Below are 26,139 nucleotides of genomic sequence, written 5' to 3'. Positions count from 1 at the left end.
CTGGCCCTCCGGGGCCGGCGGGCTGTAGCGCAGCTTGGTAGCGCACCTGACTGGGGGTCAGGGGGTCGCAGGTTCAAATCCTGTCAGCCCGACGGTATAACAGCAGGTCAGAGGGCCGGGTCGCATCAGCGGATCGGCTCCGACCTGTGCATAGGCACTCTGGGGTGCCTACGCAGTGATCGTCGATAGATTGACGGTTCGGTGACATTGTTTCGGTAACCCCGAAAAAGTGAGCAGAATTCGCGCCGTCGAATCGTGATTTTGCCGTTGTGACACATTGAGGCGGTCGATTTCTGGGTGAAATTCTTGTATTCTCGAGTGTGGAGCTACCCCTTGTCATGCAGTCGATCTGCTGGAGTCGTCGGCCCGGGCGATGACCGTGATCGCGGAAGCAAGCGCCTTGTGGGTCACGGCATGGGCCTCGGACGGATCTGTGGACGGGATGGCAGCTTGCAGGATGTCGACGGCCTCGTGCATCTGACGGTCGTGCTCGTTCGCGGCGCCCCAGCGGTGCAGGTCGGCGCGGGTGCGAACCAGCGGAAGGACAGCGTTGGCCAAGTTGTTCGTGGTCACGAGCCAAGCCTCGTTAACGCGGGCTCGAGGATCGCGCCAACCTCGGCCATTGCGTACCCCTCCCGCAACTCGTCCGGCCGCCCGCGAGAGAGCCCTGTGCTGGTTATCGCCCGATCCTGTCAGAACTCCCGGCCGCCGGGGCGAAGGCCGGTTCTCGCGCGGGGCTCGGCATCGGGCGCGGCCAACGTGCGGCTGACCGCTGAGATGCTCGGGGTTACCTCCGTTCGCCGGCCGCCCGTGGCGGTGCCTTCATTCGGCTTGAAAGCAGTCGGTGAACAGGTCTTGCTCGCCCGCTTGGATGTCGTTGCTTGCCGCGACCTGACGCCAGTTGTTCACGCTCGCTGTCACGGTCGCGAGCTTCTCTTTCGCGACCTGGGGGCTGAGGCCGAAGTCGCCGGCGCAGGCCAGCAGCGCCTGCCGGCGCACGGCGCGTGAGCCGGACGCGAACCCGATGGAGGTCACGGGCTGGGCCCGCGGGTCCGGGTTGGGGTTGACGTCGAAGGCGGGTGCCAGTGACCACCCGGCCCGTGCGCGCAGGAACCCGTGGTTGCGCAGGTGGTCGTCGGTGTTGTTCACCGCGAGGAAGAACGCGATGCGCAGCCACAGCTGAGCGAGGTCGGCAGCGACGGTGGCGCCGTGCCTGGCGAGCGCTTCGGCGACCTCGAGGTAGTCGTACGTGGTCCCGTCGTGGCCGCCGACCAGGGACATCGCGCTGAGGTAGTGCACCCGCTGCGCACCTATCCGGTCGAATCTGTCGAGCAGCAGCGCGTGTCGTCCGTCGATGCTGACCAGGCGCCTGCGGGGCACGGCGATCCCTACGCGTTCGGCGAGGTCCAGAACGGTCTTCTCCCACGCCATGACGTCCCACTGGTCGCCGGGGTGGGGGAACTTGGCGATCAGCAGTCGCTCCCCGTCTCGCACGGAGGCTTTGGGTCGGGCCCCGCCGAGCGAGCCGGTCCCCGCGTCCAGGAGCACCTTGACCGCGGCCAGGGTGTCGCCCTCGTTGCCGGTGGAGATCGCGTCCGCGGCTCGCAGCAGCTTGGGTAGCTCGATCAGGGTGGGCACGTGCGAATCTGCGGCCAGGAACGGCCCGTCGTCGAGGCGGAACCGCAGCGCTCCCTGGCGGGTCAGGTCGCTGACCCCCAGGAGGTTGTCGACCTCCAGGACGGTGGGGACCGGTCGGCCGTCGTGGCGGGCCTCGCCGCGGACCCGTTTGGCGATCAGATTGTGGCCCCACCGGTCGGGGGCGCTGTCGGCGAAAACTCCGGGCAGGCCCGTGAGGTGGTGTCGGCCTGCGGTCAGTGGCAGGTCGGGGCTGATCGAGAACCCGCGGGTGTCGGACTGGAACGCCGGGGTGTAGGTGAAGGTCGTGGAGAGCGCACCCCGACGCTCTTGGATGAAGGCGGTTCCGGCGTGCACGTCCTGCTCGCCGATGCGCAGCGCGACCGAGACCTGGGTCGCGTCGGCCCCCGTCATGGACGCACCCGGCGCGGGAGGTTCCAGTCCGCGCGGGCGCGGCCCAGGTCGGTCTCGTACGGGTCTAGTGCCTTGACGACGCCTTCCATCTGCCCCAGCGCCTGGGCGACCGAGAGAAACACACCCAGCCCGACGCCGGGATCGCCGTGCTCGAGCCGGCTCAGCGTGCCCCGGGTGATGCCTGCGCGCTGGGCGAGTTGCTCAGCGGTCAGTCCCTGAAGCTTGCGCCAGGTCGACACTTGTTCGCCCAGGGTGGTCGCGGCGTGACTGACCTTCACCGGCAGCGGCCTTGTGGCCATCTCGAGTCCTTTTTACGGTACGTAAATCAACCACTGTCAGCTTTAATGAGCGCTGTGTCTACCATAGTAGCCGTACCCCGTACGGGATATCCCGCGGCGCCGTCGTGACTTGGCCATTCGCCGAGGTCGAGAACTCCCCGCGCGAAGGACACCGACGCGGGCAGATCGGCGGTCACCATATGGACCACACGACCACCGTGCCGGTCCGTGGTGACGTCCCGGACCTCCAACCCCTGCAGATCCAACAGTCGCGACACAGCCGAGATGCCGCTCTCGGGAACCACCTGAACTACGGACGCTGAACCAAGCCCGTGACCTCGATTTGAAACCATGATCTGCTCGTTACAGCCATAATCACCGAGGTCACGGGCCTACTACCTCAACGACGGGCCCGCCCGCTGCCCGGCTAACTGCGAAGAGCGGTTTTACCGGCAAGACCTCGTTCGTTGGTTATCGATCGGGGGAGTGTGGTTCGCGCTTCTGGAGTGGTGCAGGTACGAGGTCGGCGACGAGTAGAGCGATGACCTCCTCTTCCTCGATCGCGATGCCGGTCGCACGCATGGCGTCGGCCAGTGCGGGGTCCCAGGCCGATGCCGCAGGGGCTCCGCGCAGGGGGAGTCGCTCCCGCTCGGTGGTGAGTTCGGGCGGCTGCGAATCGAGTCCGTGAACAGCCGAGGCGTAGTCCGGCGCGCGAAACCGCCACGGCTCCCACGGGGTGTGGGCCGCGAGCGTCGAGGCGATGCGCAGCCCGGCCCAGTCGAAGTCGCCGTGGTAACGCACGCCCGCCCCTGCAGCGGTGAGGTGGTCGAGCAGTTCCAGGACGGCGGCACCGGGTTGACCATAGGTGCAGATCAGAACGGGCGGGACCATGGACGCCGCTTCGGGCCCGCCGCGCCGCGTCAATTCATCCGCGACAACCTCGACCACGCTGGGGTTCTCACACGCGTGGATCACCTCGCCTGCCGGAACGACGCCGATGCCTCCAGAGCGCACTTGCTCAAGAGTGAGAACGACGGGTAGCCCGGCGCTCCGCCATTCGCGCAGGGCGATCGCGGTGGCGCGCGCGCCAGCCGTCCCGCCGGTTTCAGCGGACGGTTCTCCGGGCACGCCCAGGCACAGCACCGTTGAGGACACCGCCGAGACAAGGACTCCGACGCTCGCCCAGATCTCACGAGGTCCCAGTGCGTCGTCGGCAGCGGATTTCGCATCAACCTCGCCCAGTGCTCCGACCGCGGCCAAGACCACACGGCCCAGCGGGCGTGTGCGGTCCAATCCGTGCGCGTCGCCTGTGGTGCGGCGGGCGAACACGGCCAGCGGTTCGCCCGTGCTCGGCAGGGCGCATAGGCAGGTGGCTGCGTCGACGGCGAGCCGGCGCGCGACGCTGGGGTCGGAGCGTGCCGCTCGCTTGAGGTGCCCGGCCGTGCACCATTGCTGCCACCAGTCGGCCAGCGTCGGGTGAACCAGGATTGCGGGGTTGAAGGCGTCCTGTGCGTCGGCCCACGCGGCGTCGGCGGTTGCGCGTTCTCGCGGCCGGTTCGGGATCGGCCCGGTGAGCACCGCGACGGCGTCGGCCAAACCGTTGGGCCAGACACCTCGGCGTAGCAGGTCCTCGAGTTCGCCGAGGTCCACCCGCAAGGTGGCGCCCGGTCGTCGCGGCGCCCCGACGATGCGCATGATGGCCGCGCGTTGGTCAGCGCTCGGTTCGCGGAGCTGGACCGACCCAGTCAACGGCCCCGTGTGGCCTTGTCCCAGGCGTGCGCGTACCCGCCGAACAAGCCATGCGGTTTCGGGCCCGCCCAGGAGCCGTTGAAGGCGTACGACGTCGTCGTTGGCCTGCATCAGTCGAACAGGCTTCCGGCGTCGACCTCGCTGGTGCGGGGTTCGCCCGCGGCGGCGCTCTGGCCGGGGCTGGCGTCGAGGGTGCGGTTCCTGCCGTCCCACCGCCACCGCGTGACCCCGACGGCGTCGACGCCCTCAACCCGGGATAGCTGGGCGATAGCTAGTCCGGGAACCTGCGGGTAGCAGCCCCACTCACGCTCGCTGGTCATCACTACGTCGAGGTCGAACGTTGCGAGCAGTCCGAGGGACTTGGCGCGCGAGTCGTCGTCCACGCCCGCGAACGCCTCGTCGAGAAGGATGAGGCGCGGCGCGAAGGGGTTGCTGGCGGAGTGGTAGTGCGAGGACGCCGCCGCGAACAGCGGGATCGAGACCGTCAGTACCCGCTCGCCGCCCGAGGCTGGGCCCGTTGCGGGTCGCCACTGCCCGTTCTGCTGTCGTTCTACCGCGAAGTCGTGCCAGGTCCGGTAGTCCAGGGCGATCTGGAGCTGTTCTGCCCAGCCGGCGGTGGGATCCGCGAGCCTCGCAGCCGAGATCTGGGCCTGCAGGAAGTCTCCGATCGCCGCGCGATCGGCTGCGTTCCAGACATCCGCGGAGCGCAGCAGAAGGCCCCGCGCGACCGCGAATCCGGACGGTCCGTCGGGGCGGGGGCGCCAGAGCACCCGCAGCTGCATTCCGGTCGACGTCTTTCGCCCGGACAGCTCGCGGTTCAGGTCGTCCACCTGGCCCTGGGCCTGACCCAACAGGTCCGACAGGTGGCCCGCGACATCGGTGACGAGGTGGTTCTCGAGGATCTCCCGCTCGCGTGCGCTGAGGATCTGTTGGCGGATCTCGATGTCCTTGGCGAGCGTGTCCACCAGGGCGTCGATGGCGAGCTCCTGCGACTGGAAGGCGACGCGGACGGTCATCCCTTCCTCGTGCTGCTCGGAGATTGCGGTGTGACCCTGCCGGCTCATCTGGGCGCTCAGCTCCGTGAACGCGTTGGACGTGCGTTGCTGGACCCGGTCCCACGCGTCGGTGTCCATCGCGACGTCCACGAGGGCGGCCTCGACCTCCCGGGCCAGCGTGGTTGCCGCACGTGCTGTCCAGGCCGGCTCCGCGCCGGGCGTGTCGATGCCGGGCAGGGCGATGTGCAAGAGCTGGGTGGAAGCGAACCGGCGCAGGACCGTGATGGCGTCGGCCCGACGGCCGGTGGCGGCCTCGCGTTCTCGGGCGAGGCCAGCGATGCGCTCCTCGGCGATACCGAGCAGACGGCTCGCGCTGTCTCGCTCGCGCACCAGCCTGGTGGCCAGGCCGTCGAGGTCGCTGAGCGCCGTTCGGATCCGGGCGAGGTCCTCCTGGAGCTCCGCAACGGCCTTGCCGACGGCACCGAGCAGGGTCGCGTGCCGGGCGGTCGCGAGCGTGTTCTCCCGGCCGGCGGCGAGGTGCCGGCCTTGCCGATCGGTGTGGTCGGCCGCAGCGTCCTGTGCCCGCACGACGGCGGCCGCGAGGTCCCGCCCCGCGCGGGCGGCAGCATCGCGGCCCTCCCGGGCGAGCCGCAGCGCCGCTGCGTACTCGTCCAGGTCGTCTCGGTTCGTGCGCAGCCCGTCGGCTGTGTGGGCGGATCCGACGTCGGCGGCAGCCTCGGCGGCCAGCTCACGGCAGTGGGTCGCGGCCCGCAGCGCGGCCTGCCAGGCCTGGTCGGACTCCAGGGCGTCGGCGCGGGCACCGTCGACCTCGCGGACTGCGGCCTCCACGGCGGCGTGGGCGCGCACCAAGAGCGTTTCGCTCTCCTGCGGATACTTGCCCTGCTCGACCTCGGCTGCGTGACGACGTACCTCGAGCGCAGCGAGTTCGCCGAGCAACGCCTCGAGGAGCGCCTCAAGCTCACGTGCTCGCGCCTGCTGCAGCTCGATCGCCGCGCGCCGGTTGGCTTCCCGTGCACTGGCTCCGATGAACTGCGCGTGCGACTTCGACCACGCGCCGCGCGCGGGTCCGAGCGCGAAGTTGCCGTCGCGATCGACCCAGACCGGCGCCCCGGAGTCCTTGCCCCAGCCGATCCGCGCGATTACTCCCTGTACGACGGCGTCGCTGACCGCCGGGGTCGCGTCCGGGCCCGCACCGCCCGGGGCGACGGATGGTTTCAGGGCGGCGGCGAGGGAGTCAGGTGCGGGTAGTGGTGGGGTTTCGTCGCCGTCGCCGCCGTCGGGCGCCGCGCCGAGGACGAGATCGCCCGTCGCGACTCGCGTGACCGAGCCGTCGGGTCGCACCCAGGCGTCGAGCAGCCCGGCAGCTTCGAGCGCGGCCTCGAGGCCGGCTCGATCGGTGGCATCGAGGTTCTCCGCGAAGTCGGTCAGCCGCCATAACGGCGCCCCGGGTGCGCTCGCGCGCACCCGGGTGTCGCGGGTCGGCAGGCCGGCTGGCTGCGGTGTCTCGCCCTGGTCGAGCTCGGCCAGCCGCGCGCGTACCTCTGTGAGCTCAGCGCTCAGCTCGGATTTCTCGTTCTCGCTCCGTGCGCGGCTCGCCGCGATCTGGCTGGTCGCCTCCGCAGCGGCCCGTTCGACCGCCCGGCGCGCGGGTGCTGGACCATCCTGGGCGACCGCCCAGCGGGCACTGAGGTCGAGCACGTCGTCGTGGTCCTCGACCACCAGGACGGTCAGCGACCGGACGTAGTCACCGAGCCTGACCGCGTACCCGGTGATTGCGTCCTCGAGGACTCGGTCGCTCGCCGCGGCCTGCTCGCTGCGTTGGGCTGCCCTGGCCTGTGCGTCGTCGAACGCCTGTCGCTGCTGCTCGGCGTGCCGGTGTGCCTGGTCCGCGGTGGTGACTAGCCTCCCGACGTGGTCGAGCTGGTCGCGGCGCCGGGACACTGCCTCCCGGGCTGTCCCGTCGTCGGTGAGCAGGGCGCCGTGGGTCGCGCCGAGCCCCGCCGCGACGAAGCGATCGGCGGCGTTGCTGTCGAGCCGGCCGAAGTGCTCCCGCGCGTCGCCGTCAGCCCGCGTCGCCGTTTCGAGTTCGGCCGCCGTCGCTCCACGGCGCTTCTCTGCCTGTTGGACGTCGCCGAGGGCGAGAGCCGCGGCTGCCTGCGACACTGCGGCAGCCTTCCCCGCCTCCTCGAGCTCGCGGGCCGCATCCATCTCCGGACTGGTGCGCAAGGCCTCCTGGGTGCCGAGCAGGCCGCTGCGATCCAGGGCGAGCTGTGTTTCGGCGCCGGTCACTCGATCGAGTTCGGCCAGCGCGAGGGCGAGCTTCTCGTCGGCGACGCCTTGTTCGCGGCCAAGGTGCTCGTACTCGCTCTGCGTGGTTCGCACGCCCTTCGCAGCGCGGCGCGAGGCCACGCGCGCGTACTCGGCGTAGTGGCGCAGGAAGGCCGCAGCGGCGTCGTGCGTCGATTCGGCCTCCAGCAGCCGGCTCCGGTCCTCCTCGAGACTGCGGAACGACTCGGCGACGTCGGCGATCACGGCTTGGTCAAGAGGTGCGAGCGCCTCGGTGAGCGCCCCGGACAGTGCGCGTGCGTCCGGTCGTTTCGACAGCTGCGGCTGACGAAGCTGGATGAGCAGATCGACAAGTGCGCTGTACCGGCTCGGGCCGAGCCCGAAAAGCGCCTCGTCCACCGCGTGGCGGTACTCCTCGCGTGTGTCGTAGACGCGACCCCGGTCCTCGAGCTCATCGCGCAGCCGTTCGCGCGCCAGGGCGACGCCGTTCGCGTCCACGAGCCGCAGGTCGCCGATCCGGCGGTCCGTGACGAAGAACCAGTGCCGGGAGATCCCGCGACCGGTCACGGCCTTCAGGCCACAACCCAGCGTGGTGAAGTGCTCGATGCCGTCGTCGTCGACGCGGCCGAACTCGACCCAGGTGTACCCGAGCCGCTCGCTGTTCGGGTGGTCCCCACCGAGCAGCAGGTTCCACTCCATCCGCTTCTTCGGGTCGGCGTCGGGCTCGACCCGCTGCGCGGCCAGGGACCCGTCAAGCAGGAACGGCAACGTGAGCGCCAGGACTTTGGACTTGCCCGTGCCGTTGTTGCCCCGCAGCAGGAGCCTGCCGTCGTGGAACCAGAACTGCTCATCGTCGTAGTAGAAGAGGTCGACGAGGCCGAGGCGAAGCGGCTGCCAGCGGCGGGTCGTAGGCCGAGGTGCCGGGGAGTCCTGGTTCATCGATGGGTTCCTCTGCTGGTGTCCGGTGCGCTGAGCACTGCTGCGCGGATCGTGGGTGCGCCGATGGAGAAGCGGTGCAGTGCCGGTCGGGGGGTGACGGTCGTGCCCGCGATGCGTACCAGGCCAAGGCCCGCAAGGCGCCCGACGGCGTCCGCGACGATGGCGTTCTCGGCGCCCGGCTGCTGCGCGGTGCGCCGCCAGTAGGTCGAGTATTCGCCCGCGAGCTTGCGCACGAGGTGACGTAGCTGCTCGATCTCGGTCGAGCCGGATCCGGCCAGGTGCTCCGCAATCAGCAGCGTGGCATGCCCGTCGGTGCCTGACTCGGGCATCCGCAGGTCGGTCAGCTGGTCGAGCGGGTCGACCATGGCGATCCCCTCGGCGCGCATCTCGGCGGTCAGGCCCGTGAACTCGGTGATGCGCCGCGTGATCGCTGCTCGCTGGCGGGTGAGGTAGACGCGCTCGGCCTCGTCCAGCTCGTCGTAGTAGACGACCGGGTCTTCGAGCAGCCGGCTGGTCAGCGCATGCCGCACGCGGCGGTTCGTCTCGTCGTCGGTGAAGGCGGGTGGCTCGGCGAACAGTGCGCCTTCGAGCTGGCTGATCTCGAGCTCGCCGGAGTCGAAGCCCGGCGTGTTGACGATGACCGACGGGCCGTGGCGCACCACGAGCAGCCGGGACAGCACCCGGCGGTCGACGTCGTAGAGCGCGTCACCGCCCGACTGAACAAACGACTCCTCGTCCCCGGCAACCCGGGTCAAGACCCCGAGCCCCAGCAGGAGGCGGATCGCTGCGGCCAGGTCGGACCTCTCGTCGCGGGTGGCGAGGGCGAACTCGACACCCTCGAGCGGGGTCTGCCTGGACAGGAGCACGACGTTCTCGGCAAGCCGGCCCAGGGAGACCTGCGGATCTGACCGTTCGAGCGACGCCAGGGCCAGGCAGAGCAGCACGTATCGCCGTCGGGTGAACGGCGGGTCCCCGCGGCGCGCCCGCGCCGAGTGGCTCCCGGCGATCGCCAACGATGCGGGGCCGCTCAAGCTGGGTGCCTTGAGCAGACGCACGACCCGCGCATCGACCACCAGACGCCAGCCGGTGTTCTGCTCGAACCACCGGCGCAGGTGGTCGCTGTGGCGTCGGGCGAGGCGGAACGCCTCCGGATCGGAATCGGCCCGCAGCAGCGGGCTGCCCAGCAGAGCCCGCGCGGCGCGGATCTGTTCGTCCCGATCCCGCTCTTCAAGGACGGTCGCGATGCGCGGTGCGATGCCGTCCACGTGCCGGGCGTCGGTCATACGGCGGCCAGCCCCACCAGGCCGATGTCGACCAGGTGGTCGGGACCGCTCAGTGCCCCGTCGACCGTCTCGAGTCGCATCGGGGGTGCGCCAGGCAGCCGGGTGATGGTCAGGCGCAACCCGCCGTCGGACGTATAGATCTCCGCGTGGTCCAGATCGGGGCGCAGCGCCGCCAGGCCGTCGCCGAGCAGGGCGAGGAAGAGGTGGAAGGACTGGCGGTCGAGGACGGCGAAGGTCGACAGCCGAACTGGGCCGTCGGTGAGGATGCGCCGCCGGGCCGCAGCGGTCTGCTCGGACTGCTCGCGGGCCCGGTCGGCCAGCAGCGCCTTGGCTCCCGTGCGGTCCGTCACCCTGTTTTGCCGGCCGCGGCGCTCGTAGGTACCGGTCCGGCGTAGCTGGCTGCTGATCTGCATTCCGGGTGATTCGGCCCACTGCGTCGACGGTCCGACGCGGGCATGCTCCCAGGCTTCCTCGGTCTCGGGGTTGGTCGACAGGTGGCGTGCGGGGGCGAGCCCGAACGCGCCGCGCCACAGCCGATGCCGGGCTTCGTCGTCGGGCAGGGCGGAGAACCACGACGCCAGGGTGAGGAAGTCCGCTGACCGGTCCGAACGCCCCGAATGCCGGTCGTGCAAGGTGGCCACGACCGCGAGCAGGGCGGGGATGGCTGACCGTGCTCGGGCGCGTAGGAGCTTGGCCTCACTCTCACGCGCGGGGGTGGCGACGAACCAGTCCGTCAGGCCCTCCCAGCGTCGCAGCCACATGACGGTGAGATCGGCCAGGGGATCGGGCACGCTCGCGTCGGTCCGCTCGGGCACCGGAGGTGCCTCAAGGCTGGCGCCGGCGGAGATCAGGCCGGGAGCGGCATCCTGAGCTTCACGTCGGGCGGCGATGGTGCACAGACGCTGCACGTCGTGGCTGGAGAATCGCCGCAGGAGCGCGCTGATCTGCGCGCCGCGGGTGACGAGGTCCGCGATGAATCGTTCGAGGTAGCCGATCAGGCTGTCCTTGTATGCAAGGAATGCGTCGAGGTCAGCGGCTTGGAGGTCGATCGAGCGCTGCACCGAACCCATGAAGAGCACCGCGTTGTCGGCCAGCTCGGTGAACCGGTCCCGCAGCGAGCGCAGGTCCTGATGGATGCGCGCCTCGTCGATCGGCTGTTCCCCGGGTTTCCCCAGGCTGACCAGCGACCGGAGCAGGATGGCGATGTCCTCGAGGGCGACCGCCTGGAGCGCCCCGCGGGCGCCGAGCGAGTCGTCGAACTGGCGAAGCGCGCGCTCGGCCGCCTCGCCAGCGTGCGACAACTGGTAGAGCATTCGTCGTCGGTAGAAGTCCTCGATGGCGGTGACCCGGCTCGAATCAGGAAAGGCGACGAGGTTGCCCCACGTGGGCGCCGCGAGCGAGTCCAGCGCGGCTGCGACGGCCGCGTCCGTGACCGAGATGCCGCCGTCATCCTCGAGGGCCGACCGGATGTCCTCGGGGCGAAGGTGCACGGTGAAGCGCTCCTTGGCGCGCACGAAGGTGTGCATGATGCGTCGGTAGAGGGCCGAGTTCGGAGCCGTCGCGTACGCGAACGGGGCATATGCCCCGTTCGGCTGCTCCACGGTCTCGGTCACGGTGGTCAGTTTTCCACGCCGACGGCGAGCTTGTGTGCCTCCGGACGCTTGGGCGCGGCAGCATCGTCCTTGGCACTAATCACGTCGACGCCTGCTCTCGTCGAGCCCATTGCTCGTGCACGCGTCGCTGGCGCTTCGCCCCTGGCGTACGCGGCGTACGCCGCGTACGTTCCGTACGTCAGGAGAGTGGGTTTCTGGTTCTCACGGGGGAGTCCCATGAGCGTGACGTCGTACGACGGCTTCACTGTGGCGCGCACGAACTTGAAGGCGATCCTGGACACCGCGCGCGCTGGCCGCCTGGTGACCGTGACCCGTGGCCCGGATGTGTCCGCGGTCGTCTCTGCGGTCCGGCTTCGCCAGTTCCTCGCGGCCACGGTGGCTTCCCGTGCTCGGGTCGTGTTCGAGGACGGCGCCTGCGTCGTGTTCATCCCGGGGCTCGCGGTTGCCGCCGAAGCGTCGACGTTCGAGGAGGCGATCACCGAGACGCTCGAGGGGCTTCGGGACTACGCCCAGGACTGGGACTCTCACCTCGCGGACGCGCCGAACCACGCCGAGAACTGGGGCCTGGTGAACCTGATGCGCCTGTCCGACGACGACCAGCTGCGCGCGTGGTTGCTCGCTGACCAGTGACCGGGGACCCGTACCCGCCAGCGGATCGTCACCACCATCGCGCCTTCTGCGAACACGAGGGCTGGGACGTGCGTCAGCTCGCGCGACAAGCCCGGGCAGGGCAACGTCAAGTACGAGCTGCGACTGGCGAATCGTTCGGTGCTTCGCACGCGGATCTCCCATCCTGTCGACCGCACTTCGTATGCGCCGTCGATGTGGGCCCACATCCTGCGTGATCAGCTGGCCGTCGACGCCGATGCGTTCTGGGCGTGCGTGCGCGACGGCGTGCTGCCGCAGCGCAGCCGGCCCGACGTCGTGTTGCCCTCGTTGCCAGTTGGCCTTGTGCGGCAGCTCATTAACGCAGGGGTTGCGGAGGCGGAGATCGCCAGGACGGCGGTGGACGAGGCCGCGACGAGAATGGCGACGATCTGGTCGACGCCGCCCACTGACGAGCCCGGATAGGCGCGGAGCGAACGGCGTCTCGACGCTCCTACCTTCGTCAACGCGGCAGGGTCGTCTTCTCGAAGGCACCTTCCTTCACTTTGGGGTGAGAGCGCCGGTCGGCAGAATCATCTGGCAGCAAGTGGCTCCCACTTGGGTCCGGGCAAGTTGGCGGGGACCTACGGGCGTGGACCACGAGACGAGCGGACAGTCGTGCGTCGGGTTCCGAGCAACACCGGAGAGGGCGAGTTGACGGTCATTCTGGCAATCGCCGCGGGTCTGGTAACGGGCTCCGCATGGGTCTTGGCGAGGAGGGCATCGACGTTCTGGGCGGTGCCGGCAACGCTTTTCGCTGGGCCCATGGCGATATTCTCTGTGACGCCTTCGACCCCGCCGAGCGTGGGCTCGCGGGTCGTGGCGGGGGCGTTCACGGGCATGGCAGTGGCGATTGTCGCCACCTCCGTCAGCCACTGCGGTCGCAACCCGACGAAGGAGCGTCCCGCAGCGACGCGCTTGTTGGCCGTCGCGTGCGTGCCGCGGTCTTTGCGTCGGGACGGGCGAGCCGGAGCAGTTCGCCGCTGCGGTTCTTGCGGCAGCCGAGCAGGTTAGTGTCCGGGCAGATGCTGTCGGCGTCGTTACTCCCAATCGCCACCGTTCGGGTTCCACGTCTCGCTGGCGACGAAGCCGGAGAGCACAGGGTCTGCGAACGCGACGACTTCTTCGAGGACTGACGCAAACTGTTCGGGCAGCCGGGCGGAGTTGCTGCGGCGGCGCCAGGCAGCCCACCGTGCCTGCCCGAGTTCGGCGTACCCGTCGAGAACCTCGGCCAGTGGCCGGATGCTCGCCTTGCGGTGACGGGCGACCTCACCGATCGCGCTCGCCAGGTCGCTCGCGCTGATCGGGTGCCGGCGCGAGAGGCTCCAGATGTCGCCGAAGTCGCGCCACCGCGTGTTCGCGATACCGCGCTGGATGGCAGTCACGATCTTCTCGGCGTGAACCATGTGCATCGGGTAGCCCGGCAGCTCGATCGGGTCGCCACCTCGAAGCCGGGGCACGGCAACGGTTGTCGGCTCGGGCCAGATTGGATCACCCTCGTTTACGTCGACATGGAACGGGAGCTTGGCGCTGGCAAGGTGCGCTTCAATGTGCACACGCACTCCGGAATACTCGTCGTCCTCGCGGATGATTTCAGCGGTCGCCGTGTCGCCGACGAACTCGACGCCGTCATCGCCGGGCGGCTCGGCTACCAGCACTCGGCGCACCAGCTCCAGAATCGTCTGGGTGTCGCCTGCAAGGTCGATGGCGGCCAGGTCGACGTCCTTGGTCGGTCGCCGCGAGTCGAAGGCGGCCAGCAGGACACCGCCCTTGAGGACGAAGCTCTGGCGAACCTCGCTGACCGCGAGGCGGGCGAGGAACCCTTCGAGCACGTAGAGCTGAAGCAACTCTTGGGTCGGGCGCCCGGTGCGGCGAGCCTCGTTCTGTAGGTCGAGGTGGGCGTCGCCAGACGGCGTACCCCTTGTCACGCGGCTCACAGCAGGATCTCCAGCGTCTTGCGCAGCGCGGTCCGGGCGCGCGGGAACGACTTGGCCAAAGCCAGAAGCTCCGAGGGCTGACCGCCACGACGAAGCCATCGCTTGAGTGCCTCGTTGGCGAGATCGGGACCCTCGAGTTGGCGCATCCGGAAGGCGTCGATGATGCTTCGCTCGGCGGAGTAGAGGCCGATGTTGCGTCCACCGTCGGTGTTCAGCTGCCTGCGGCCGATGGAGAAGGTGTCTGGGTCGAAGTGGCGCCACCTGACCGGGGCAGCGGTCTGCGGGGTCCACGATCCGCGCGGGATAGCGATGTCGATCTCGACCGGGATGTCGTCGATCAACTCATGGCGAGCGAGGGCCGAGCGCAGGCAGAGCGTGGCCTGGGGCGACTTGGCGGCGATCTCGATCAGGTCCTCATCGCCCAGCCAGTCACTCTTGCGGTACAGGCCGCGGGAAAGCGCGGCAATTCTGCCCTCGTCCTTGAGGCGGCGGAACTGACGCTCGCTGACGTGGTCGAGGGCCTCCGATGAGCGAAAGGTTTCGGGCAGACTGGCGAGCAGTTCATCACTCGTCGGAGCCATGACCACACCTCCAAGGTCGGGAAACCTCAACACCAACGCATCTAGTGTAAAGGGTTCGCGCCGAATCGGGGGACGGTCGACGTACCCACCGCGCCACCTCACGGCCGCCAGGCACGGCGGGGCGGGTTGCGCAGGAGCTGATCGAACAGGTTGGTGGCTGAGGTCGACCCCGTGCGGGACCTCCAGAGGCGCGTTGGCAAGGGTGCGGTGGGGCGTGCACTTTTCAAAGTGAAGGGGGGCGAAGGCGAATGACGGGACCGCCTTGACGGGCACGGTCAGGGCAATGCCCTGACATTGTCCGCGCGCGTGCCTGCGGCCGGATGGTTGTCAGCTCGGTTCGGTCCAACTTGTCGGGGATGCGTTGTTGATCGATGTGGATCGCGCCTTGGCCACCGGCGCCGGGGGCTGTCGGTCACCGTTGTCGGAGACACCGCCGTCCGGCTTGGGCCTTCTCGGCTTCGTGGGCTGGGCCTTCGTTTTCGTCGGCGCGGGCTTGGCTCGTTTCGGCTGAGCCTTCTTGGGTTCGGGTGGGGCGTCGAAGAGTTGGTTCATGGCGATCATGTGTCCGGAGCGGATGGGCGCGATCGGGTGGCGGTAGATCTCGGCGGTCACCGCGACCGAGCGGTGGCCGAGGGTGTCGGAGATGTCTTCGATCGGCACACCGGCGGCGGAAAGCAAGCTGGCCGCGGCGTGGCGGAGCATGTGCGGGTGCAGGTGGACGATGCCGGCTTCTTTGGCGATGCGGTTGTAGGTCCGGCGCACGTTGGACGGGTCCAGCGGTGTGCCGACCTCGGTGCTGAACACGAGGTCGTGGATGTTGGACCACGCCTGTCCGGCCGTGGCGGCGTCGGCGGCCTGCAGTTTGCGCTGCTTGTTCAACGCGTCCACCACGGGTGGTGGGATTTCCAGGGTGCGCCGGCTGGTGAACGTCTTGGGTGGCACGAGGACCAGTTCGCCCAGGGGAGTGCGGCGCAGGCTCGCCGCGATGGTGATGGTGGGCCGGTCGCCGTCGGTCTTCACGTGCGGCCACGTCAGGGCCGAGGCCTCGCCGGGGCGCAGCCCGAGGAGCAGACACAGGGTGAGCATGTTCGCCAGGCGGTCGGTTGCGGCGGCGGCGAGGAGGCCTTTGGCTTGGTCGACGGTCAGGCCGAAGCGTTGGGCTTTGGGGCCGCGGCGGGTCTGGACGGGTTCGGCGACGTTGCGGATGACGAGGTCGCGCAGCATCGCGAAGCGCAGCACGCGGCGGGTGAGGTTCAGGGCGTGGCGCATGGAGGAGGCGGCCAGGTTCTGTTCGGCCATCTCGTCGAGCATCGCCTCGACGTGGTCGGACTTCAGCTCGAGCAGCTTGATGTCCCCCAGGACCGGCACGACGTGCAGGGTGAGCATCCGTTCGTAGTTCGAGCGGGCGTTCTCGAACAGGTCCGCGGGCAAGCCCCGCTCGAGCCAGGCCGCGGTGAGGTCGGCGAAGTTCCAGGATCGGGAGCTGAGGTCGACGCCGGCCTCGTGCTTGGCGCGCAGGTCCAACAGCTTGATGCGCGCCTCGGCCCGGGTGCGCCCGGACACCTTCGGGCGGTGCCGTTTGCCGGTGTAGTCACGACCGAGGTCCAGTTGCCCGACCCACCGTTGGGTGTGGTCGTCGAAGTACAAGGTTCCATCGCCGCGGTCTCTTCGTGTCCTGGGCATGCCAGCCCCTCTCGCCATTGTTGTGCCGATTCTTCAGGGGGTCAAGAATGTGCCATAACACGGAGCCTAGCCCCCAAAAAGCGCCTCGGGCAAGCCTGGATTGGGGTGGACGCGAGTGGACCCCTGACCTGCGCAAACGCTTAGATCAATGCAGGTCTCTGAGCGCAAAGAATGATTCTGGGGGTCAGGGGGTCGCAGGTTCAAATCCTGTCAGCCCGACAAAAGCCCAGGTCAGAAGCAATTTCTGACCTGGGCCTTTTCGTGTCACGGGGCAAGAACGGGGCACAAACGCTGCGTGGTCGCAACGTCCTTGGCGCGTTTGTGCAGGTGAGAGGCTCGCGGAGCGACGCGATGAGTGTCGAGACTCTTGTTGAGACGATGGGGATTCGCAGGTTCAAATCCTCGGCCCGGTGGCGAGTAGGCAGGTCAGAGCGACGTTCGGGGTAGGGGACTTGATCAAGTTGCGCCATCCGCAGGTCGCCAAGGGGCAGCATCGACGGCGAGGGGCAGCGGTCATCGAGCCCTTGACTCGTTGTAGCCCAGTTCAAAGTCGTTCTTCCTCGTTCGGCGTCGTCGAGCACCGAGTGCCCAACTGGTTCCGGTCGTGGGGCGAAAAGCTCGTCGCTGAGCAGGTACCAGTCCATCACCGCGTGGGCGTCGCCGCCGGACCGCAGGGCCGCCGCCATCACGCGCATGGAGCGATCGACGTGGCGGAAGAGCCACCGCCGTCGGCCATCTCACCGATTCCGCCCGCGAGACTCAGGAGCGGTCGGTCAAGGCTCGCTGTGGCGGTGCGGCTACACCGGGTCCGGGACCGACCCACCCAAGGACCGCCAGTGGTTCACCAGTACGGGGTCGGCAGTGACTTCGAGCGCGGCGACGAGATCGGCATCGGACGCGGCCAACGTCTCGACCATTTCCTCATCGAGCAAGGCGTCCGACTCGTCCTCGTCAGCGATCGTGCCGGGCATGACAGCCTCGAGTTCGGCCAGCGACTTGCGGTAGTTCGGTCGGGTGGCGACCAGGTCCTCGTAGTCGGACCGAATCTGCTCACAGCGGGACAACGCGACCAACTCTCCGGCGTCGACGACGATCCCAGTCCGGGTCGCCGTGCCGTGCCGGAGCGCGAGGCGCAGTCGTAGGAGGGTCGTGCCCTCGGTGGTGGCGTCGTCCTCCAGCCAGTCGAGGCCGTCGAGGTCGACCCTGCGCTCGCCAGCGGCGGCACGTATGTAGCTCAGCATGTCGATCCAACGGATCCCCTGGTGCGGGCGGAGCAGGTAGAGCATCGGTTTCCCCTGGCTAAGGTCGCTCCCCCCTGGAGCGACTTGACGGATGGTAGACGCCGGTACCGCTATCGGGTGCCGGTGGCGAGACTCCTGCGCGCACGCACGACCGGGGGCGCGCTCCACCAAGGGTCAGCGGCCGCCCGGTTCGAGAGCGATGGCGCCATTTTCGGCATCATCGCGCGCTCTGGAAGCCGACCGCCTTGTGCGAGCCGTCGCAGAACGGCGGGATGCCGGTTGCGCCGCACCGGCACAGCGCCACGGTGCGTCGCCGTCGAGGGATGAGTTCGCCTGACGGGGTGCGGAGCTCCACTGGTCCGCGGATGAGCAAGGGGCCGTCGGGACACGGGACGATCACGGTCGCTCGGGGCGGTGCGCCGTCGGCGGGCGCCACGGCGTGGGGACTCGCTGCCGCGTCTGGGTTCATCGTGCGACCAGAGCGGCGGGTCGGGTCGTGGTGCGCAGGCTGGTCTCGTCGCGCTGCCAGTGCTCGACGAGCCACGAGCCGACCAGTCCGTCGACGTAGAGGCAGGCGGCAGCTCCGAACAGGACGTCGTCGTGCAGTCCGGGTTCCTGCTCGGCGAGCTTCCCGGCCAGGTCCCGGCCGGCGATCTGCTCGTGCACCGCATCCGCCTCGACGTGCTCGTCGAAGTACCAGGTCACATCCTCCCCATATCCGTGCCGTCGGAATCCGTTCCCGTAGAGACGGTTGGGGATGGACGAGGTCATCTCGAATGCGGCGAGGTGGCCGGCGATGGCCCCCCGCAGGCGCCGGTGCAGGCCGAACATCGACATCATGTTCACCGAGGCCAGTGTGAGGGCCGGGGCGAGGTCGACGTAGGCGCCGTAGGTGTCGTCCAGGCCCAGGCCGCGCATCGTTCGGCCGAAGAGTGTCGAGTGCATCCGCTCCGGATCGCCGCCGCCGTATTCGTCGGCCTGGATCTCGACCAGGGCGGCCTTCGGTGCCCCCGCCAGCCGGGGGATAGCCCAGGTGTGCGGGTCTGCCTCCTTGAGCTGGTACACCGACCGGTGGATGAGCAGCTCGTGCAGCTGTTGGTCTGTGGCACGTTTGGCGATGTACGCAGAGAGCCCTGGTCCGGTGTCCTTGGCCGCCAGCGCGAACAGGGCACCGGCGACGTCTTCGCCGTGGGGTCCGACGCCGACCGGGACCTGCGTGTGGCGGCGGAGCGTGTCCTCGAAGGCGCCTTCGATCTGGGCTCGCACCTTGAGCAGGTCGGGGTTCCACTCCCACCGCTCGTCGACGCCGCGCAGGCCCTGATAGTGCAGCTCGTAGAGCACCAGCAACGCGAGCTGCAGGTCCTCGTCGTGCAGCAGGTCGTGGCACTGCCGCAGCGCCGCGTCGACCGCGGCCGCGGCGGGACCGACGTCACCGGATCCGGACGGTGAAAGAAGAGCAGAGATGACTGCTGCGCTCGCCTCGCCGCGCGCGTCGGGCATCTTCACAAGAACCTCCAGTGGGGTAACGGGTCTGGTCGCTCCGCGTCAGTCACCTGCGGGGGACCTCGTGCGGGCGGACGGATCGGAGCCGCCGTTGGGCAGCGGTACGCAGACCTCGAGTGCGCCGGGCCGCACGTCAACGGTCAGGCTGCGCCCGGGGTCGATGATGTCGCCGTCGAGCTGGCGGGGTTGGTCGCGGTCGCTGGTCACGGTGATGCGGGAGCCGCGAAGGACCTCCCGGTGTTGGACGCGCCGGTGGCGGAGCACCACTCCCCAGGCGAGCGCGACCCAATGGCCCAGGCTGCGGGGCGCGAGGATCGCCACATCGAACTGCCCGTTGTCGGGTGACGCGTCCGGCAGGAGGTCGACCCCACCTTGGAGTCGTCCGACGTTGCCGATCACGACCGTGCGCGCCTGACGTTTGCGGGTGGGCTCCTGGTCGATGCGGATCTGCAGGCTCATGGGGCGGTCGCGCAGGTGGCGCAGCGCGGACAGGACGTACGCGGGGGCGCCGATGCGGGCCTTCAGCGTCGAGGAGGCGTCCCCGAGCAGGGCGGCGTCAAAGCCGACCCCCGCCATGACCGCGAACGCGCGCCCCTCCACCTCGCCGATGTCGATGCGGTGGCGGCCACCGGCGGTGGCCAGGCGCACGCCCGCTGCGGTATCGAGTGGCACGCCGAGATTGGTCGCCAGCAGGTTCCCGGTCCCGGCGGGCAGGATCGCCAGGGCGATGCCGGTACCGGCGAGCCCCTCGATGCAGGAGCGCACGGTCCCGTCGCCGCCGCAGGCGAACACGAGCTCGGCACCGTTCTTGATCGCCTGGCGGGCCTGGGCGGCGCCGGGGTCCTGCTCGGTGGTCTCGAGCCACGCAGGGCTCGGCCAGCCCGCGTCGGTGAGGACGGACTCGATGACCTCACGCCGCGCTGGCATGTCCTCCACCCGTACGGGGTTGAAGACCACTGCCGATCGGAGCGGGCCGCGAGGTGAACGCGGGGTGGCGCCGGGAGCGGTCGAGGTTGACGTCACGGTGGATCCTTCGGCACGAGGGGTGGCAGGAGTCGTTCGCGATCACGGATGCGGAAGCCATGCGGACAGCTGGCAGCTAGTTGCCCGGTCATTCTCCGGTCCACCGCTGGAACACCCGTGCTCCGGTGCGGTCGATGACGGTCTTGACCAGCGAGTACAGCGCGCCTTGGACAACGGCGGCGAGCAGGATCTGCCGGACGGGGTACTCGGTGGTCAGCGCTGTGGGAGGGGCGGACTGGTCGCCGGGCGCGGCGTGCTGCCAGATCTTTCGGAAGATCACCGAGGCGAGGAGTCCACCGACGATCGAGCTGGCCATTCCGACGGGTCGGTACAGGAGCTTCGCGGACGTGTTGGTCTCTTCTTGCGTCGTCATGGGTTGGTTTCCCTCGTGTGGTGACCTCGGGCGAAAGCGCGTGTCGGGACTGGTTCTCAGGCGGTTGTCGAGCGTGACGGAGGCTGCGCGTGGAGGCTGACCCGGGCGCGCTGGCCCGCCAGCGTCGGGGACCGGTCGACGGTGCGATCGGTCCCCGACGCATGAGGTGTTGCGTGGTGGTGGGTGGGTCAGGAGTGCACTCGGCTGCGGGTGCGGGTGCCGGTGTAGAGGGCCACGCCGACTGCGGCGAGGACGACCTGGATGACGACCTCGATCCAGTCGATGCCGTCGGTGGCGCCGACATTGAGGGCGTTCGCGATGAACGTGCCGATGAGGGCGGCAATGATGCCGATGACGATGGTGGCCAGGATCGAGATGTTCTGGCGGCCGCGCACGACCAGGCGCCCGAGGGCGCCGATGATCGCGCCGACGATGATCGCGGAGATGATGGTCGAAATCATGGGTGTGGCTCCTTGTGTCGGTGCTGTTGAGGTGTGCCGGGTGGGCGCCGGGGCCCGAGGGGTGTGGTCAGTCGGTGAGGGCGTCCTTGACGTTCTCGCCGGCCTTCTTCAGGTCGGCCTTGGTCTGGTCGGCGCGGCCTTCGGCCTCGAGCCGGTCATTGCCGGTGGCGCTGCCAACGGCTTCTTTTGCGTGACCGGCGAGGTCTTCGGCGGTGTTCTTGATCTTGTCGGTGGCGCTCATGGTTGCTCCTCGGTGCGGTGGGCAAGCGGCCGCCGGGTGGCGTCCGCGGGAAGGTGGCCCCAACCCGGTCGCGGGCGGGGGTGCGAGTCGGGCGGGAGTGCTACCTGACGCGGGGCTGGACCCGGGTGCGGGTGGCCGTCTTGAGCTGGACCTGGCAGAGAAGGTCGTTGCGTCCCAGGACCGCGCCGAGCTCGGCCGCGACCTTGTCGGCGGCTTGCGCGATGGCGTGCAGGTCGGCACCGGTCTCGATGGTCCCGGTCAGGCGGGCCACGAGCTGGCCCCGCTCGTGCAGGACCTTGCCGGAGGCGGAGCGGACGCCGGGGGCGCCAGCCAGCACCTGGGCGGCAGCCTCAGCGACGGGGCTGGCGGCTGCCCGGAGCTTGCCGCCAGGGCCGGAGCCAGCCAGCTTGAGGTCGCCCACACCGCGGTCGGGTACGTGGGCGATCAGCCATCGCAGCCCCACGAGTACCGCGACCAAGCCCGCGACACCGGCGGCCCACGGCCACCAGGACTGGTAAACGAGGTCCAACGCCGCGGTCAGGTCGAGCCGGGCGGGCATCCATGTGAACAGGTCGAGCCACCAGGCGATCGCGGTCACGCCGACGCCGATCAGGATGACGGCGACGACGAACGTGGCGACCCGATCGGCCGCGATGGTGGCCCGGCTCATCGTGGGCCCCGCTCGGGGGTGACTCGGACGCGGATCCTGGGTGCGGCGGCCAGGGCGTCCAGCGCGTGGGCAACCGCCTGTTGCACGTCCGCGGCGATCTGTCCGGGCGCGATGGCGCGCACGGACACGGTGACGGTGCGCCGGGTGGCGTTCGCCGTGGCGGACGTGACGCCGTCGACGTTCTCGGTGGCCGTGCGAGCGATGCGCGCGACGTCCCGGGGGCGCAGATACACCCCGGTGCGGGCTGTCAACGCGATCGCCGTGCTGGGCCTGGGTCGCAGCGCGGTGACCAATGCCCACACGCCGACGGTCGCCATGAGGAGACCGGAGGGGACCATCCACGGCGCTGGCTCCGATCCGTGAAGGGTGGTGAGCCCCGAGTCGATCCACGAGGGGCCGGCCACAAGTCCCGAGGGGATCAGGGCGTCGTGGAGGGCGATGACGCCGAGGCTGAGGAGCCCCAGTGCCAGGACGACTCCCACGGCGGTGATCTTGCCGGGACCCACGGGGGCCTTGGCGGCCGCCAACGGCTCCAGCCGGGCGCCTGCGCCGGGCTGCGCGTCGCCGGTGGGCTGCGCGATGGTGGTCATTGGACCCTCCGCGTCTCGGGCTGGGATGCGAGCACGACCTTGGAGACCGTCACGTCGACGGCGTCGACGTTCAGGCCGACCAGCTCGTTCACGCGGGCGCGGACGTGGTCGCGGACCTGCGCGCCGATTAGTGCGAGCGGGTAGGGCCACAGGACCGCGACGTCCACGCGGATGCTGGCGTGTGCGCCGGCGACGGTGGCGTCCGCGCTCGGGTACTGGTGCCCGAGGAGGTGGTCGAGCCCCGACCCGGTGCTCGCGACCCCGCGCACCTCACCGGCCGCGATTCTCGCGACCTTCTGGACCACGCGGACGGCGATCTCCAGGTCACCGCGCTCGCTCGGCGCCGCGCGCGTGAGCTGTGTGTCCTCAGCCACGGCGACGCCCGCCCAGGAGATGGGTGAGGTCGAACTCGCCATCGAGGTGCCCGCCCACGGCGTAGCCGACGACCCCGATGACCAGCGCGATGAGGAACCCGCTGAAACCTCCGGCAGCAGCGGCGACCCCCAGCAGCAGACCAGCGATCAGGCCAATGGTGGACGTGGTCATGAGGATCTCCTCCATGTGAGGTGCAGCAGTTGAGGGTCGTCGTGGAGCCCGGTCACAGCTCGATGTAGCGGCGCGCGCCGGGGATCGAGCGTGGCAGCCGCGTGCGGAGCGTCCGGGTCAGCCGGCGGGCGCGGCGCGCCCAACGGCGCACCGTGCGCCGGGCCGCGGTGAGCAGATCGGCCTCGGCAGCGGCCCGTGCGTAGGTGCGGCCCGATGGGCGGCCGCCCGGATCAACGCACAGCCCGTACCTCGCATCGATCGCGGCGATCACGCGCAGGTACTCCTGGGCGTCCCCGCCGAGATCCGGGTGGTGGCTCCGGGCCGCGTGACGCCTCTCAGCGCGCCACGCCACCTGAACACCCAGGTCAGGATGCGCGGTCATGCCGTCCCCCTGATCCCGGCGACGACACCGTCGACGGCTCCGACGAGTGAAAGGACGGGTCGAGGACGTCCTCGATGCTGATGTCGACCGGGGTTCCCACCAGTGGTGCGACCACGGCGCGGACCAGGTCCGCAGTGGCGAGCACGGGCGCTCCCCAGGCCAAGACGAGGTGGACGGCGCAGCCATCGGGGCGAATCTGTACGCCCTCCACCCGGCGTCCGGCCAGATAGGTGGCGATCTCACCGAACGTGCCGGTGTGCAGGCCGACGACCCCCGGCACGGCGCGAGCCGCGTTCGCTACCGCGTCAGCGAGCCTGCCTTGGTCCGCCGTGGCGGGCTGCTCGATGACGGGGTGGTGGACGTCGGCGTTCGTCGCGGCGGCCTCACCCGGTGCATTCACTGGACGCGCGGGGCGTCGCCGGTGTCGTCGCCGTCCTCGTCGTCGGCGGGCAGGTAGACGTCCTGGATGACGATGTTCACCTCGGTCACGGCCAGCCCCGTCATCCGCTCGATGGCGAGGATGACGTTGCGGCGGATCCCGGCAGACAGGTCCGTGATCGACACCCCGTACTCCGCAACGAGCTCGAGGTCCACGGCCGCCTCCCGTTCGCCGACCTCGACCGAGACCCCCTGGGAGTGGTTGATGCGCCCGCCCGGGATCCGCTCGCGCAGCGCGCCCACGGCGCGAGCAGTGCTGCCGCCCAGGGCATGTACGCCAGAGACCTCACGGGTCGCGATCCCGGCGATCTTCGCCACGACCGCGTCGGAGATGGTCGTCTTGCCGTGCTCGGTGACGAGCAAACTTGCGGGCGCCGTCGCGACCGCGCTGGACGGGTTGGCCGTCAGGGAGGTGGCCGGCTTGTTGATCGTGGTGTCACTCACATGGGTCTCCTGACATCGAAAAGTTGACTTCTACACAGAGTTAGACGCCGCTCCACCGAAAACGTCACGGTCCCCTCAGTGTGACGTGGGTCACACTCACTGATCGGGTAATGTCACCGCCGGGCCCGACACCTTGCCGGTGCCTGGTGAGTCCTTCGGACAGGTGGAGTCGTCATCGCCCCGACCAACGCCCTTGGCGAACCGCCACGGAGTGAACCGGTGGATGAGTCCGTCGATGACGTCTCTGACCTGGTGCTGGCCCGTAGCGCCGGGATGGGGGACCGGGCGGCATTCGCAACGATCTTCGACCGACACGCCGCGGCGATGTTCCGCTACGCCGTGAACATGCTCGACGGCGACCTCGACGCCGCCGAGGACGCCGTCCAGGACGCCCTGGAGCGAGCGTGGTCGAAGCTGCCGGGCTTTCGCGGCGAGGCACAGCTGCGGACCTGGTTGTTCCGGATCACGGCCAACGTCGTTCTGTCCGCGCGGCGTCGGCGGCGCCCGATCGCCGTTGACGACGAACTCCTCACAGCCCTGCCAGCCTTGGCTGAGACCGGACCGGTCCACCAGGTCGAGCACGCCGAGCTGCGGGCCGCACTAGAGCTCGCGCTCACCGAGCTGCCCTGGCGGCAGCGAGCAGCGTGGCTGCTGCGCGAGATGGAGGGACTGTCCTACGACGAGATCGCCGACGTCCTTCAGACCAGCCCGGCAGTTGTCCGCGGACAACTGCACCGCGCGCGAGGAACCTTGGCTGTCAGGATGGTGCAGTGGCGATGACCCCCCAGAACGCCCACGAATCGAACGAGGCCGGTACGGCTCTGGTTTCCGATGCCCGCTGGGCAGCCGCGATCACCGCCAGCCGCGCGCACACCGATGCCCGTTGGGTGGAGATCTCTGATCGGATGCGCGCCCGGGCACTGCGTGTCACCCGCAGGTCCCTGCCCATCACGGCGCAGGCGCCCAGCGGCCCGGTCCACGTCAGCGAACAAGTCCTCATCACCTACCTGCGCGACGCGCTGACCGCCGTGCCGGGCGCACGGGTGGACGACATCATCATCGCCGTCGGGGCCCAGGATGCCTACGCCGGCATCACCGTGGCCATCAGTGCACGCTACGGCGAGCCATTGCTGCCCATCGCCGACGCAATGCGCGACCTGGCCGCAGCGCGGCTGCGTGACCTGCTCGGCGACATCACCCCGCCCGTCACCGTGACCACGATGGAGGTCCACATCGACGATGTTCTTGAGGCGTAGCCGCGTGGACGTCCACGCGGCGTAAAGGGCCGTCCGGCCGGGCCTTTGCGGACCCGGGTTGGCAATGAGCCGGCGGGACCACGCACGTGGTCTCGGTTGCGTAGGGGGTGAACGACCGCCTATGTTCGGCGCCTTCAGCACCAGGACTGAGAAGGGAACCTCCATGGCCCGCGCGACAAATCTGCCGAAGTTCACCGTCCCGTCGATGTCGTTGCAGGACGGGGCCAGGGTGGCGCGAACGCTGCAAGAGCGGCTCAATGCGCTGAACGATCTCGCCCTGACGCTCAAGCACATCCATTGGAACGTCGTGGGGCCGCACTTCATCGCGGTTCACCAGATGCTCGATCCGCAGGTCGATGCGGTCCGCGTGATGGTGGACGCCACAGCTGAGCGCATCGCCACCCTTGGTGCCTCGCCGGTCGGCACTCCGGGCGCCCTGGTAGCCGAGCGCACCTGGGACGACTACTCGATCGGCCGCGCAGGTGCCATCGAGCACCTCGGCGCGCTCGACGAGGTTTACGGCGGCGTGATCACCGCACATCGCGCAGCGGCCGCAGACACCGAGGAGAACGACCCGGTCACCAACGATCTCCTGATCGGGCACCTGCACGAGTTGGAACTCTTCCAGTGGTTCGTGCGCGCGCACCTGGAATCCTCGACCGGCACGCTGAGCACCGAAGGTGCGACGACGGAACAGGGCGCCGCACGCGAAGCCAGCCCTCGAGAATCGTAAGAGTCCGAACGAACTACCCCGTTGGCCGGTCCGGAAGAATTGGGGCATGCCCGGTCTAGGACGCCATCGTTGCGATTGTTTCGTCGAACGTATGGTCCAGGCCTAGTGGCGTGTAACTGACGCGTCTTGTGTGTTCGTGGGCTTGGGGCGGGTTGCTTTGGCGAGGATGGTGTCGGCGT

29 protein-coding genes and 1 tRNA gene are annotated in these 26,139 nt (G+C 69.4%); 6 read left to right on the top strand and 24 right to left on the bottom strand.

What is annotated here, in order from left to right; translation table 11 throughout:
- The first annotated feature begins 18 nt into the window (after positions 1-18).
- Positions 19-92 (top strand) — tRNA-Pro (locus EUA98_RS11365).
- A 244-nt stretch (positions 93-336) separates the two neighbouring features.
- On the opposite strand, the gene EUA98_RS11360 is transcribed toward EUA98_RS11365, so the two are convergent.
- From EUA98_RS11360 to EUA98_RS11330, 7 genes are all read right to left on the bottom strand, one after another.
- Positions 337-573: a hypothetical protein gene (locus EUA98_RS11360; protein ID WP_207219062.1), complete on the bottom strand. Its 237-nt coding sequence runs from the start codon at positions 571-573 to the stop codon at positions 337-339.
- A 249-nt stretch (positions 574-822) separates the two neighbouring features.
- The gene (locus EUA98_RS11355) at positions 823-2,049 is read right to left on the bottom strand and encodes a type II toxin-antitoxin system HipA family toxin (protein ID WP_130102800.1); all 1,227 of its coding nucleotides are present in this window, start codon (positions 2,047-2,049) and stop codon (positions 823-825) included.
- Positions 2,046-2,348, bottom strand: a complete 303-nt coding sequence (locus tag EUA98_RS11350; protein ID WP_130102799.1) for a helix-turn-helix domain-containing protein — start codon at positions 2,346-2,348, stop codon at positions 2,046-2,048. Before EUA98_RS11350 ends, EUA98_RS11355 begins: the two co-directional genes overlap by 4 nt.
- 450 nt (positions 2,349-2,798) lie before the next feature.
- Positions 2,799-4,187, bottom strand: a complete 1,389-nt coding sequence (locus tag EUA98_RS11345) for a TIGR02679 family protein (RefSeq protein WP_130102798.1) — start codon at positions 4,185-4,187, stop codon at positions 2,799-2,801.
- Positions 4,187-8,317 (bottom strand): TIGR02680 family protein, encoded by a 4,131-nt coding sequence (locus EUA98_RS11340; RefSeq protein WP_130102797.1) that lies wholly within the window; start codon positions 8,315-8,317, stop codon positions 4,187-4,189. The genes EUA98_RS11345 and EUA98_RS11340 overlap by 1 nt, the downstream gene beginning before the upstream one ends.
- Positions 8,314-9,600 carry a TIGR02678 family protein gene (locus tag EUA98_RS11335; protein WP_130102796.1) on the bottom strand — a complete coding sequence of 429 codons (1,287 nt, stop codon included), beginning with the start codon at positions 9,598-9,600 and terminating at the stop codon, positions 8,314-8,316. Before EUA98_RS11335 ends, EUA98_RS11340 begins: the two co-directional genes overlap by 4 nt.
- Positions 9,597-11,213 carry a TIGR02677 family protein gene (locus EUA98_RS11330; protein ID WP_207219061.1) on the bottom strand — a complete coding sequence of 539 codons (1,617 nt, stop codon included), beginning with the start codon at positions 11,211-11,213 and terminating at the stop codon, positions 9,597-9,599. Before EUA98_RS11330 ends, EUA98_RS11335 begins: the two co-directional genes overlap by 4 nt.
- Before the next feature lie 216 nt (positions 11,214-11,429).
- Here EUA98_RS11330 and EUA98_RS11325 point away from each other — a divergent pair, with 216 nt between their 5' ends.
- Positions 11,430-11,843, top strand: coding sequence for a prevent-host-death protein (locus EUA98_RS11325; protein WP_130102795.1), 414 nt, complete (start codon positions 11,430-11,432; stop codon positions 11,841-11,843).
- Positions 11,844-12,035: 192 nt separating this feature from the next.
- Positions 12,036-12,284: a hypothetical protein gene (locus EUA98_RS20085; RefSeq protein ID WP_207219060.1), complete on the top strand. Its 249-nt coding sequence runs from the start codon at positions 12,036-12,038 to the stop codon at positions 12,282-12,284.
- Between the two features lie 614 nt (positions 12,285-12,898).
- On the opposite strand, the gene EUA98_RS11315 is transcribed toward EUA98_RS20085, so the two are convergent.
- From EUA98_RS11315 to EUA98_RS11235, 17 genes are all read right to left on the bottom strand, one after another.
- The gene (locus tag EUA98_RS11315) at positions 12,899-13,795 is read right to left on the bottom strand and encodes a nucleotidyl transferase AbiEii/AbiGii toxin family protein (RefSeq protein ID WP_242511403.1); all 897 of its coding nucleotides are present in this window, start codon (positions 13,793-13,795) and stop codon (positions 12,899-12,901) included.
- Positions 13,792-14,376 (bottom strand): type IV toxin-antitoxin system AbiEi family antitoxin domain-containing protein, encoded by a 585-nt coding sequence (locus EUA98_RS11310; RefSeq protein WP_130102794.1) that lies wholly within the window; start codon positions 14,374-14,376, stop codon positions 13,792-13,794. The genes EUA98_RS11315 and EUA98_RS11310 overlap by 4 nt, the downstream gene beginning before the upstream one ends.
- A 327-nt stretch (positions 14,377-14,703) precedes the next feature.
- Complete coding sequence (locus EUA98_RS11305; protein ID WP_165372803.1) at positions 14,704-16,023, bottom strand: site-specific integrase; 1,320 nt, start codon at positions 16,021-16,023, stop codon at positions 14,704-14,706.
- An 833-nt stretch (positions 16,024-16,856) separates the two neighbouring features.
- Complete coding sequence (locus EUA98_RS11300) at positions 16,857-17,345, bottom strand: hypothetical protein (RefSeq protein ID WP_130102792.1); 489 nt, start codon at positions 17,343-17,345, stop codon at positions 16,857-16,859.
- A gap of 172 nt (positions 17,346-17,517) precedes the next feature.
- Positions 17,518-17,769, bottom strand: coding sequence for a CDGSH iron-sulfur domain-containing protein (locus EUA98_RS11295; protein WP_130102791.1), 252 nt, complete (start codon positions 17,767-17,769; stop codon positions 17,518-17,520).
- Entirely contained in the window at positions 17,766-18,800 is a 1,035-nt protein-coding gene (locus tag EUA98_RS11290; RefSeq protein ID WP_130102790.1) for an iron-containing redox enzyme family protein, read from the bottom strand. Before EUA98_RS11290 ends, EUA98_RS11295 begins: the two co-directional genes overlap by 4 nt.
- Positions 18,801-18,845: 45 nt before the next feature.
- A complete protein-coding gene (locus tag EUA98_RS11285; RefSeq protein WP_130102789.1) occupies positions 18,846-19,730 on the bottom strand; it encodes a diacylglycerol/lipid kinase family protein in 885 nt (294 codons plus the stop codon).
- A 184-nt stretch (positions 19,731-19,914) separates the two neighbouring features.
- A complete protein-coding gene (locus EUA98_RS11280) occupies positions 19,915-20,199 on the bottom strand; it encodes a DUF4235 domain-containing protein (RefSeq protein ID WP_130102788.1) in 285 nt (94 codons plus the stop codon).
- 188 nt (positions 20,200-20,387) lie between these two features.
- On the bottom strand, positions 20,388-20,660 hold the full coding sequence (locus EUA98_RS11275) for a GlsB/YeaQ/YmgE family stress response membrane protein (protein ID WP_130102787.1): 273 nt from the start codon (positions 20,658-20,660) through the stop codon (positions 20,388-20,390).
- 67 nt (positions 20,661-20,727) lie between these two features.
- A complete protein-coding gene (locus EUA98_RS11270; protein WP_130102786.1) occupies positions 20,728-20,901 on the bottom strand; it encodes a CsbD family protein in 174 nt (57 codons plus the stop codon).
- A gap of 100 nt (positions 20,902-21,001) precedes the next feature.
- Positions 21,002-21,571: an Asp23/Gls24 family envelope stress response protein gene (locus EUA98_RS11265; protein WP_130102785.1), complete on the bottom strand. Its 570-nt coding sequence runs from the start codon at positions 21,569-21,571 to the stop codon at positions 21,002-21,004.
- On the bottom strand, positions 21,568-22,161 hold the full coding sequence (locus EUA98_RS11260) for a DUF6286 domain-containing protein (RefSeq protein ID WP_130102784.1): 594 nt from the start codon (positions 22,159-22,161) through the stop codon (positions 21,568-21,570). Before EUA98_RS11260 ends, EUA98_RS11265 begins: the two co-directional genes overlap by 4 nt.
- Positions 22,158-22,535: an Asp23/Gls24 family envelope stress response protein gene (locus EUA98_RS11255; RefSeq protein WP_165372802.1), complete on the bottom strand. Its 378-nt coding sequence runs from the start codon at positions 22,533-22,535 to the stop codon at positions 22,158-22,160. Before EUA98_RS11255 ends, EUA98_RS11260 begins: the two co-directional genes overlap by 4 nt.
- A complete protein-coding gene (locus EUA98_RS11250; RefSeq protein WP_130102782.1) occupies positions 22,528-22,707 on the bottom strand; it encodes a hypothetical protein in 180 nt (59 codons plus the stop codon). Before EUA98_RS11250 ends, EUA98_RS11255 begins: the two co-directional genes overlap by 8 nt.
- Before the next feature lie 52 nt (positions 22,708-22,759).
- Complete coding sequence (locus EUA98_RS11245; RefSeq protein ID WP_130102781.1) at positions 22,760-23,089, bottom strand: hypothetical protein; 330 nt, start codon at positions 23,087-23,089, stop codon at positions 22,760-22,762.
- Positions 23,073-23,489: a hypothetical protein gene (locus EUA98_RS11240; protein WP_207219058.1), complete on the bottom strand. Its 417-nt coding sequence runs from the start codon at positions 23,487-23,489 to the stop codon at positions 23,073-23,075. The genes EUA98_RS11245 and EUA98_RS11240 overlap by 17 nt, the downstream gene beginning before the upstream one ends.
- Entirely contained in the window at positions 23,486-23,971 is a 486-nt protein-coding gene (locus EUA98_RS11235) for an Asp23/Gls24 family envelope stress response protein (protein WP_130102780.1), read from the bottom strand. The genes EUA98_RS11240 and EUA98_RS11235 overlap by 4 nt, the downstream gene beginning before the upstream one ends.
- 219 nt (positions 23,972-24,190) lie before the next feature.
- Here EUA98_RS11235 and EUA98_RS11230 point away from each other — a divergent pair, with 219 nt between their 5' ends.
- The 3 genes from EUA98_RS11230 (at position 24,191) to EUA98_RS11220 (ending at position 25,960) form a co-directional block, all read left to right on the top strand.
- Positions 24,191-24,751: an RNA polymerase sigma factor gene (locus EUA98_RS11230; protein WP_207219057.1), complete on the top strand. Its 561-nt coding sequence runs from the start codon at positions 24,191-24,193 to the stop codon at positions 24,749-24,751.
- Positions 24,748-25,227 carry a hypothetical protein gene (locus tag EUA98_RS11225; protein ID WP_130102779.1) on the top strand — a complete coding sequence of 160 codons (480 nt, stop codon included), beginning with the start codon at positions 24,748-24,750 and terminating at the stop codon, positions 25,225-25,227. Before EUA98_RS11230 ends, EUA98_RS11225 begins: the two co-directional genes overlap by 4 nt.
- A 163-nt stretch (positions 25,228-25,390) precedes the next feature.
- Complete coding sequence (locus EUA98_RS11220; RefSeq protein WP_130102778.1) at positions 25,391-25,960, top strand: Dps family protein; 570 nt, start codon at positions 25,391-25,393, stop codon at positions 25,958-25,960.
- Positions 25,961-26,139 lie beyond the last annotated feature (179 nt).

Source organism: Pengzhenrongella frigida, assembly GCF_004168625.1.
GTDB lineage: Bacteria > Actinomycetota > Actinomycetes > Actinomycetales > Cellulomonadaceae > Pengzhenrongella > Pengzhenrongella frigida.
This window is presented reverse-complemented; position numbering and strand designations above follow the sequence as displayed.

Coding starts and splice junctions, on each gene's coding strand:
- EUA98_RS11355 (WP_130102800.1), bottom strand. CDS start 2,049: ATGACGGGGGCCGACGCGACCCAGGTCTCGGTCGCGCTGCGCATCGGC.
- EUA98_RS11350 (WP_130102799.1), bottom strand. CDS start 2,348: ATGGCCACAAGGCCGCTGCCGGTGAAGGTCAGTCACGCCGCGACCACC.
- EUA98_RS11345 (WP_130102798.1), bottom strand. CDS start 4,187: ATGCAGGCCAACGACGACGTCGTACGCCTTCAACGGCTCCTGGGCGGG.
- EUA98_RS11340 (WP_130102797.1), bottom strand. CDS start 8,317: ATGAACCAGGACTCCCCGGCACCTCGGCCTACGACCCGCCGCTGGCAG.
- EUA98_RS11335 (WP_130102796.1), bottom strand. CDS start 9,600: ATGACCGACGCCCGGCACGTGGACGGCATCGCACCGCGCATCGCGACC.
- EUA98_RS11325 (WP_130102795.1), top strand. CDS start 11,430: ATGAGCGTGACGTCGTACGACGGCTTCACTGTGGCGCGCACGAACTTG.
- EUA98_RS20085 (WP_207219060.1), top strand. CDS start 12,036: ATGTGGGCCCACATCCTGCGTGATCAGCTGGCCGTCGACGCCGATGCG.
- EUA98_RS11310 (WP_130102794.1), bottom strand. CDS start 14,376: ATGGCTCCGACGAGTGATGAACTGCTCGCCAGTCTGCCCGAAACCTTT.
- EUA98_RS11300 (WP_130102792.1), bottom strand. CDS start 17,345: ATGCTCTACCTGCTCCGCCCGCACCAGGGGATCCGTTGGATCGACATG.
- EUA98_RS11295 (WP_130102791.1), bottom strand. CDS start 17,769: ATGAACCCAGACGCGGCAGCGAGTCCCCACGCCGTGGCGCCCGCCGAC.
- EUA98_RS11290 (WP_130102790.1), bottom strand. CDS start 18,800: ATGCCCGACGCGCGCGGCGAGGCGAGCGCAGCAGTCATCTCTGCTCTT.
- EUA98_RS11285 (WP_130102789.1), bottom strand. CDS start 19,730: ATGCCAGCGCGGCGTGAGGTCATCGAGTCCGTCCTCACCGACGCGGGC.
- EUA98_RS11280 (WP_130102788.1), bottom strand. CDS start 20,199: ATGACGACGCAAGAAGAGACCAACACGTCCGCGAAGCTCCTGTACCGA.
- EUA98_RS11275 (WP_130102787.1), bottom strand. CDS start 20,660: ATGATTTCGACCATCATCTCCGCGATCATCGTCGGCGCGATCATCGGC.
- EUA98_RS11270 (WP_130102786.1), bottom strand. CDS start 20,901: ATGAGCGCCACCGACAAGATCAAGAACACCGCCGAAGACCTCGCCGGT.
- EUA98_RS11265 (WP_130102785.1), bottom strand. CDS start 21,571: ATGAGCCGGGCCACCATCGCGGCCGATCGGGTCGCCACGTTCGTCGTC.
- EUA98_RS11260 (WP_130102784.1), bottom strand. CDS start 22,161: ATGACCACCATCGCGCAGCCCACCGGCGACGCGCAGCCCGGCGCAGGC.
- EUA98_RS11250 (WP_130102782.1), bottom strand. CDS start 22,707: ATGACCACGTCCACCATTGGCCTGATCGCTGGTCTGCTGCTGGGGGTC.
- EUA98_RS11245 (WP_130102781.1), bottom strand. CDS start 23,089: ATGACCGCGCATCCTGACCTGGGTGTTCAGGTGGCGTGGCGCGCTGAG.
- EUA98_RS11225 (WP_130102779.1), top strand. CDS start 24,748: ATGACCCCCCAGAACGCCCACGAATCGAACGAGGCCGGTACGGCTCTG.
- EUA98_RS11220 (WP_130102778.1), top strand. CDS start 25,391: ATGGCCCGCGCGACAAATCTGCCGAAGTTCACCGTCCCGTCGATGTCG.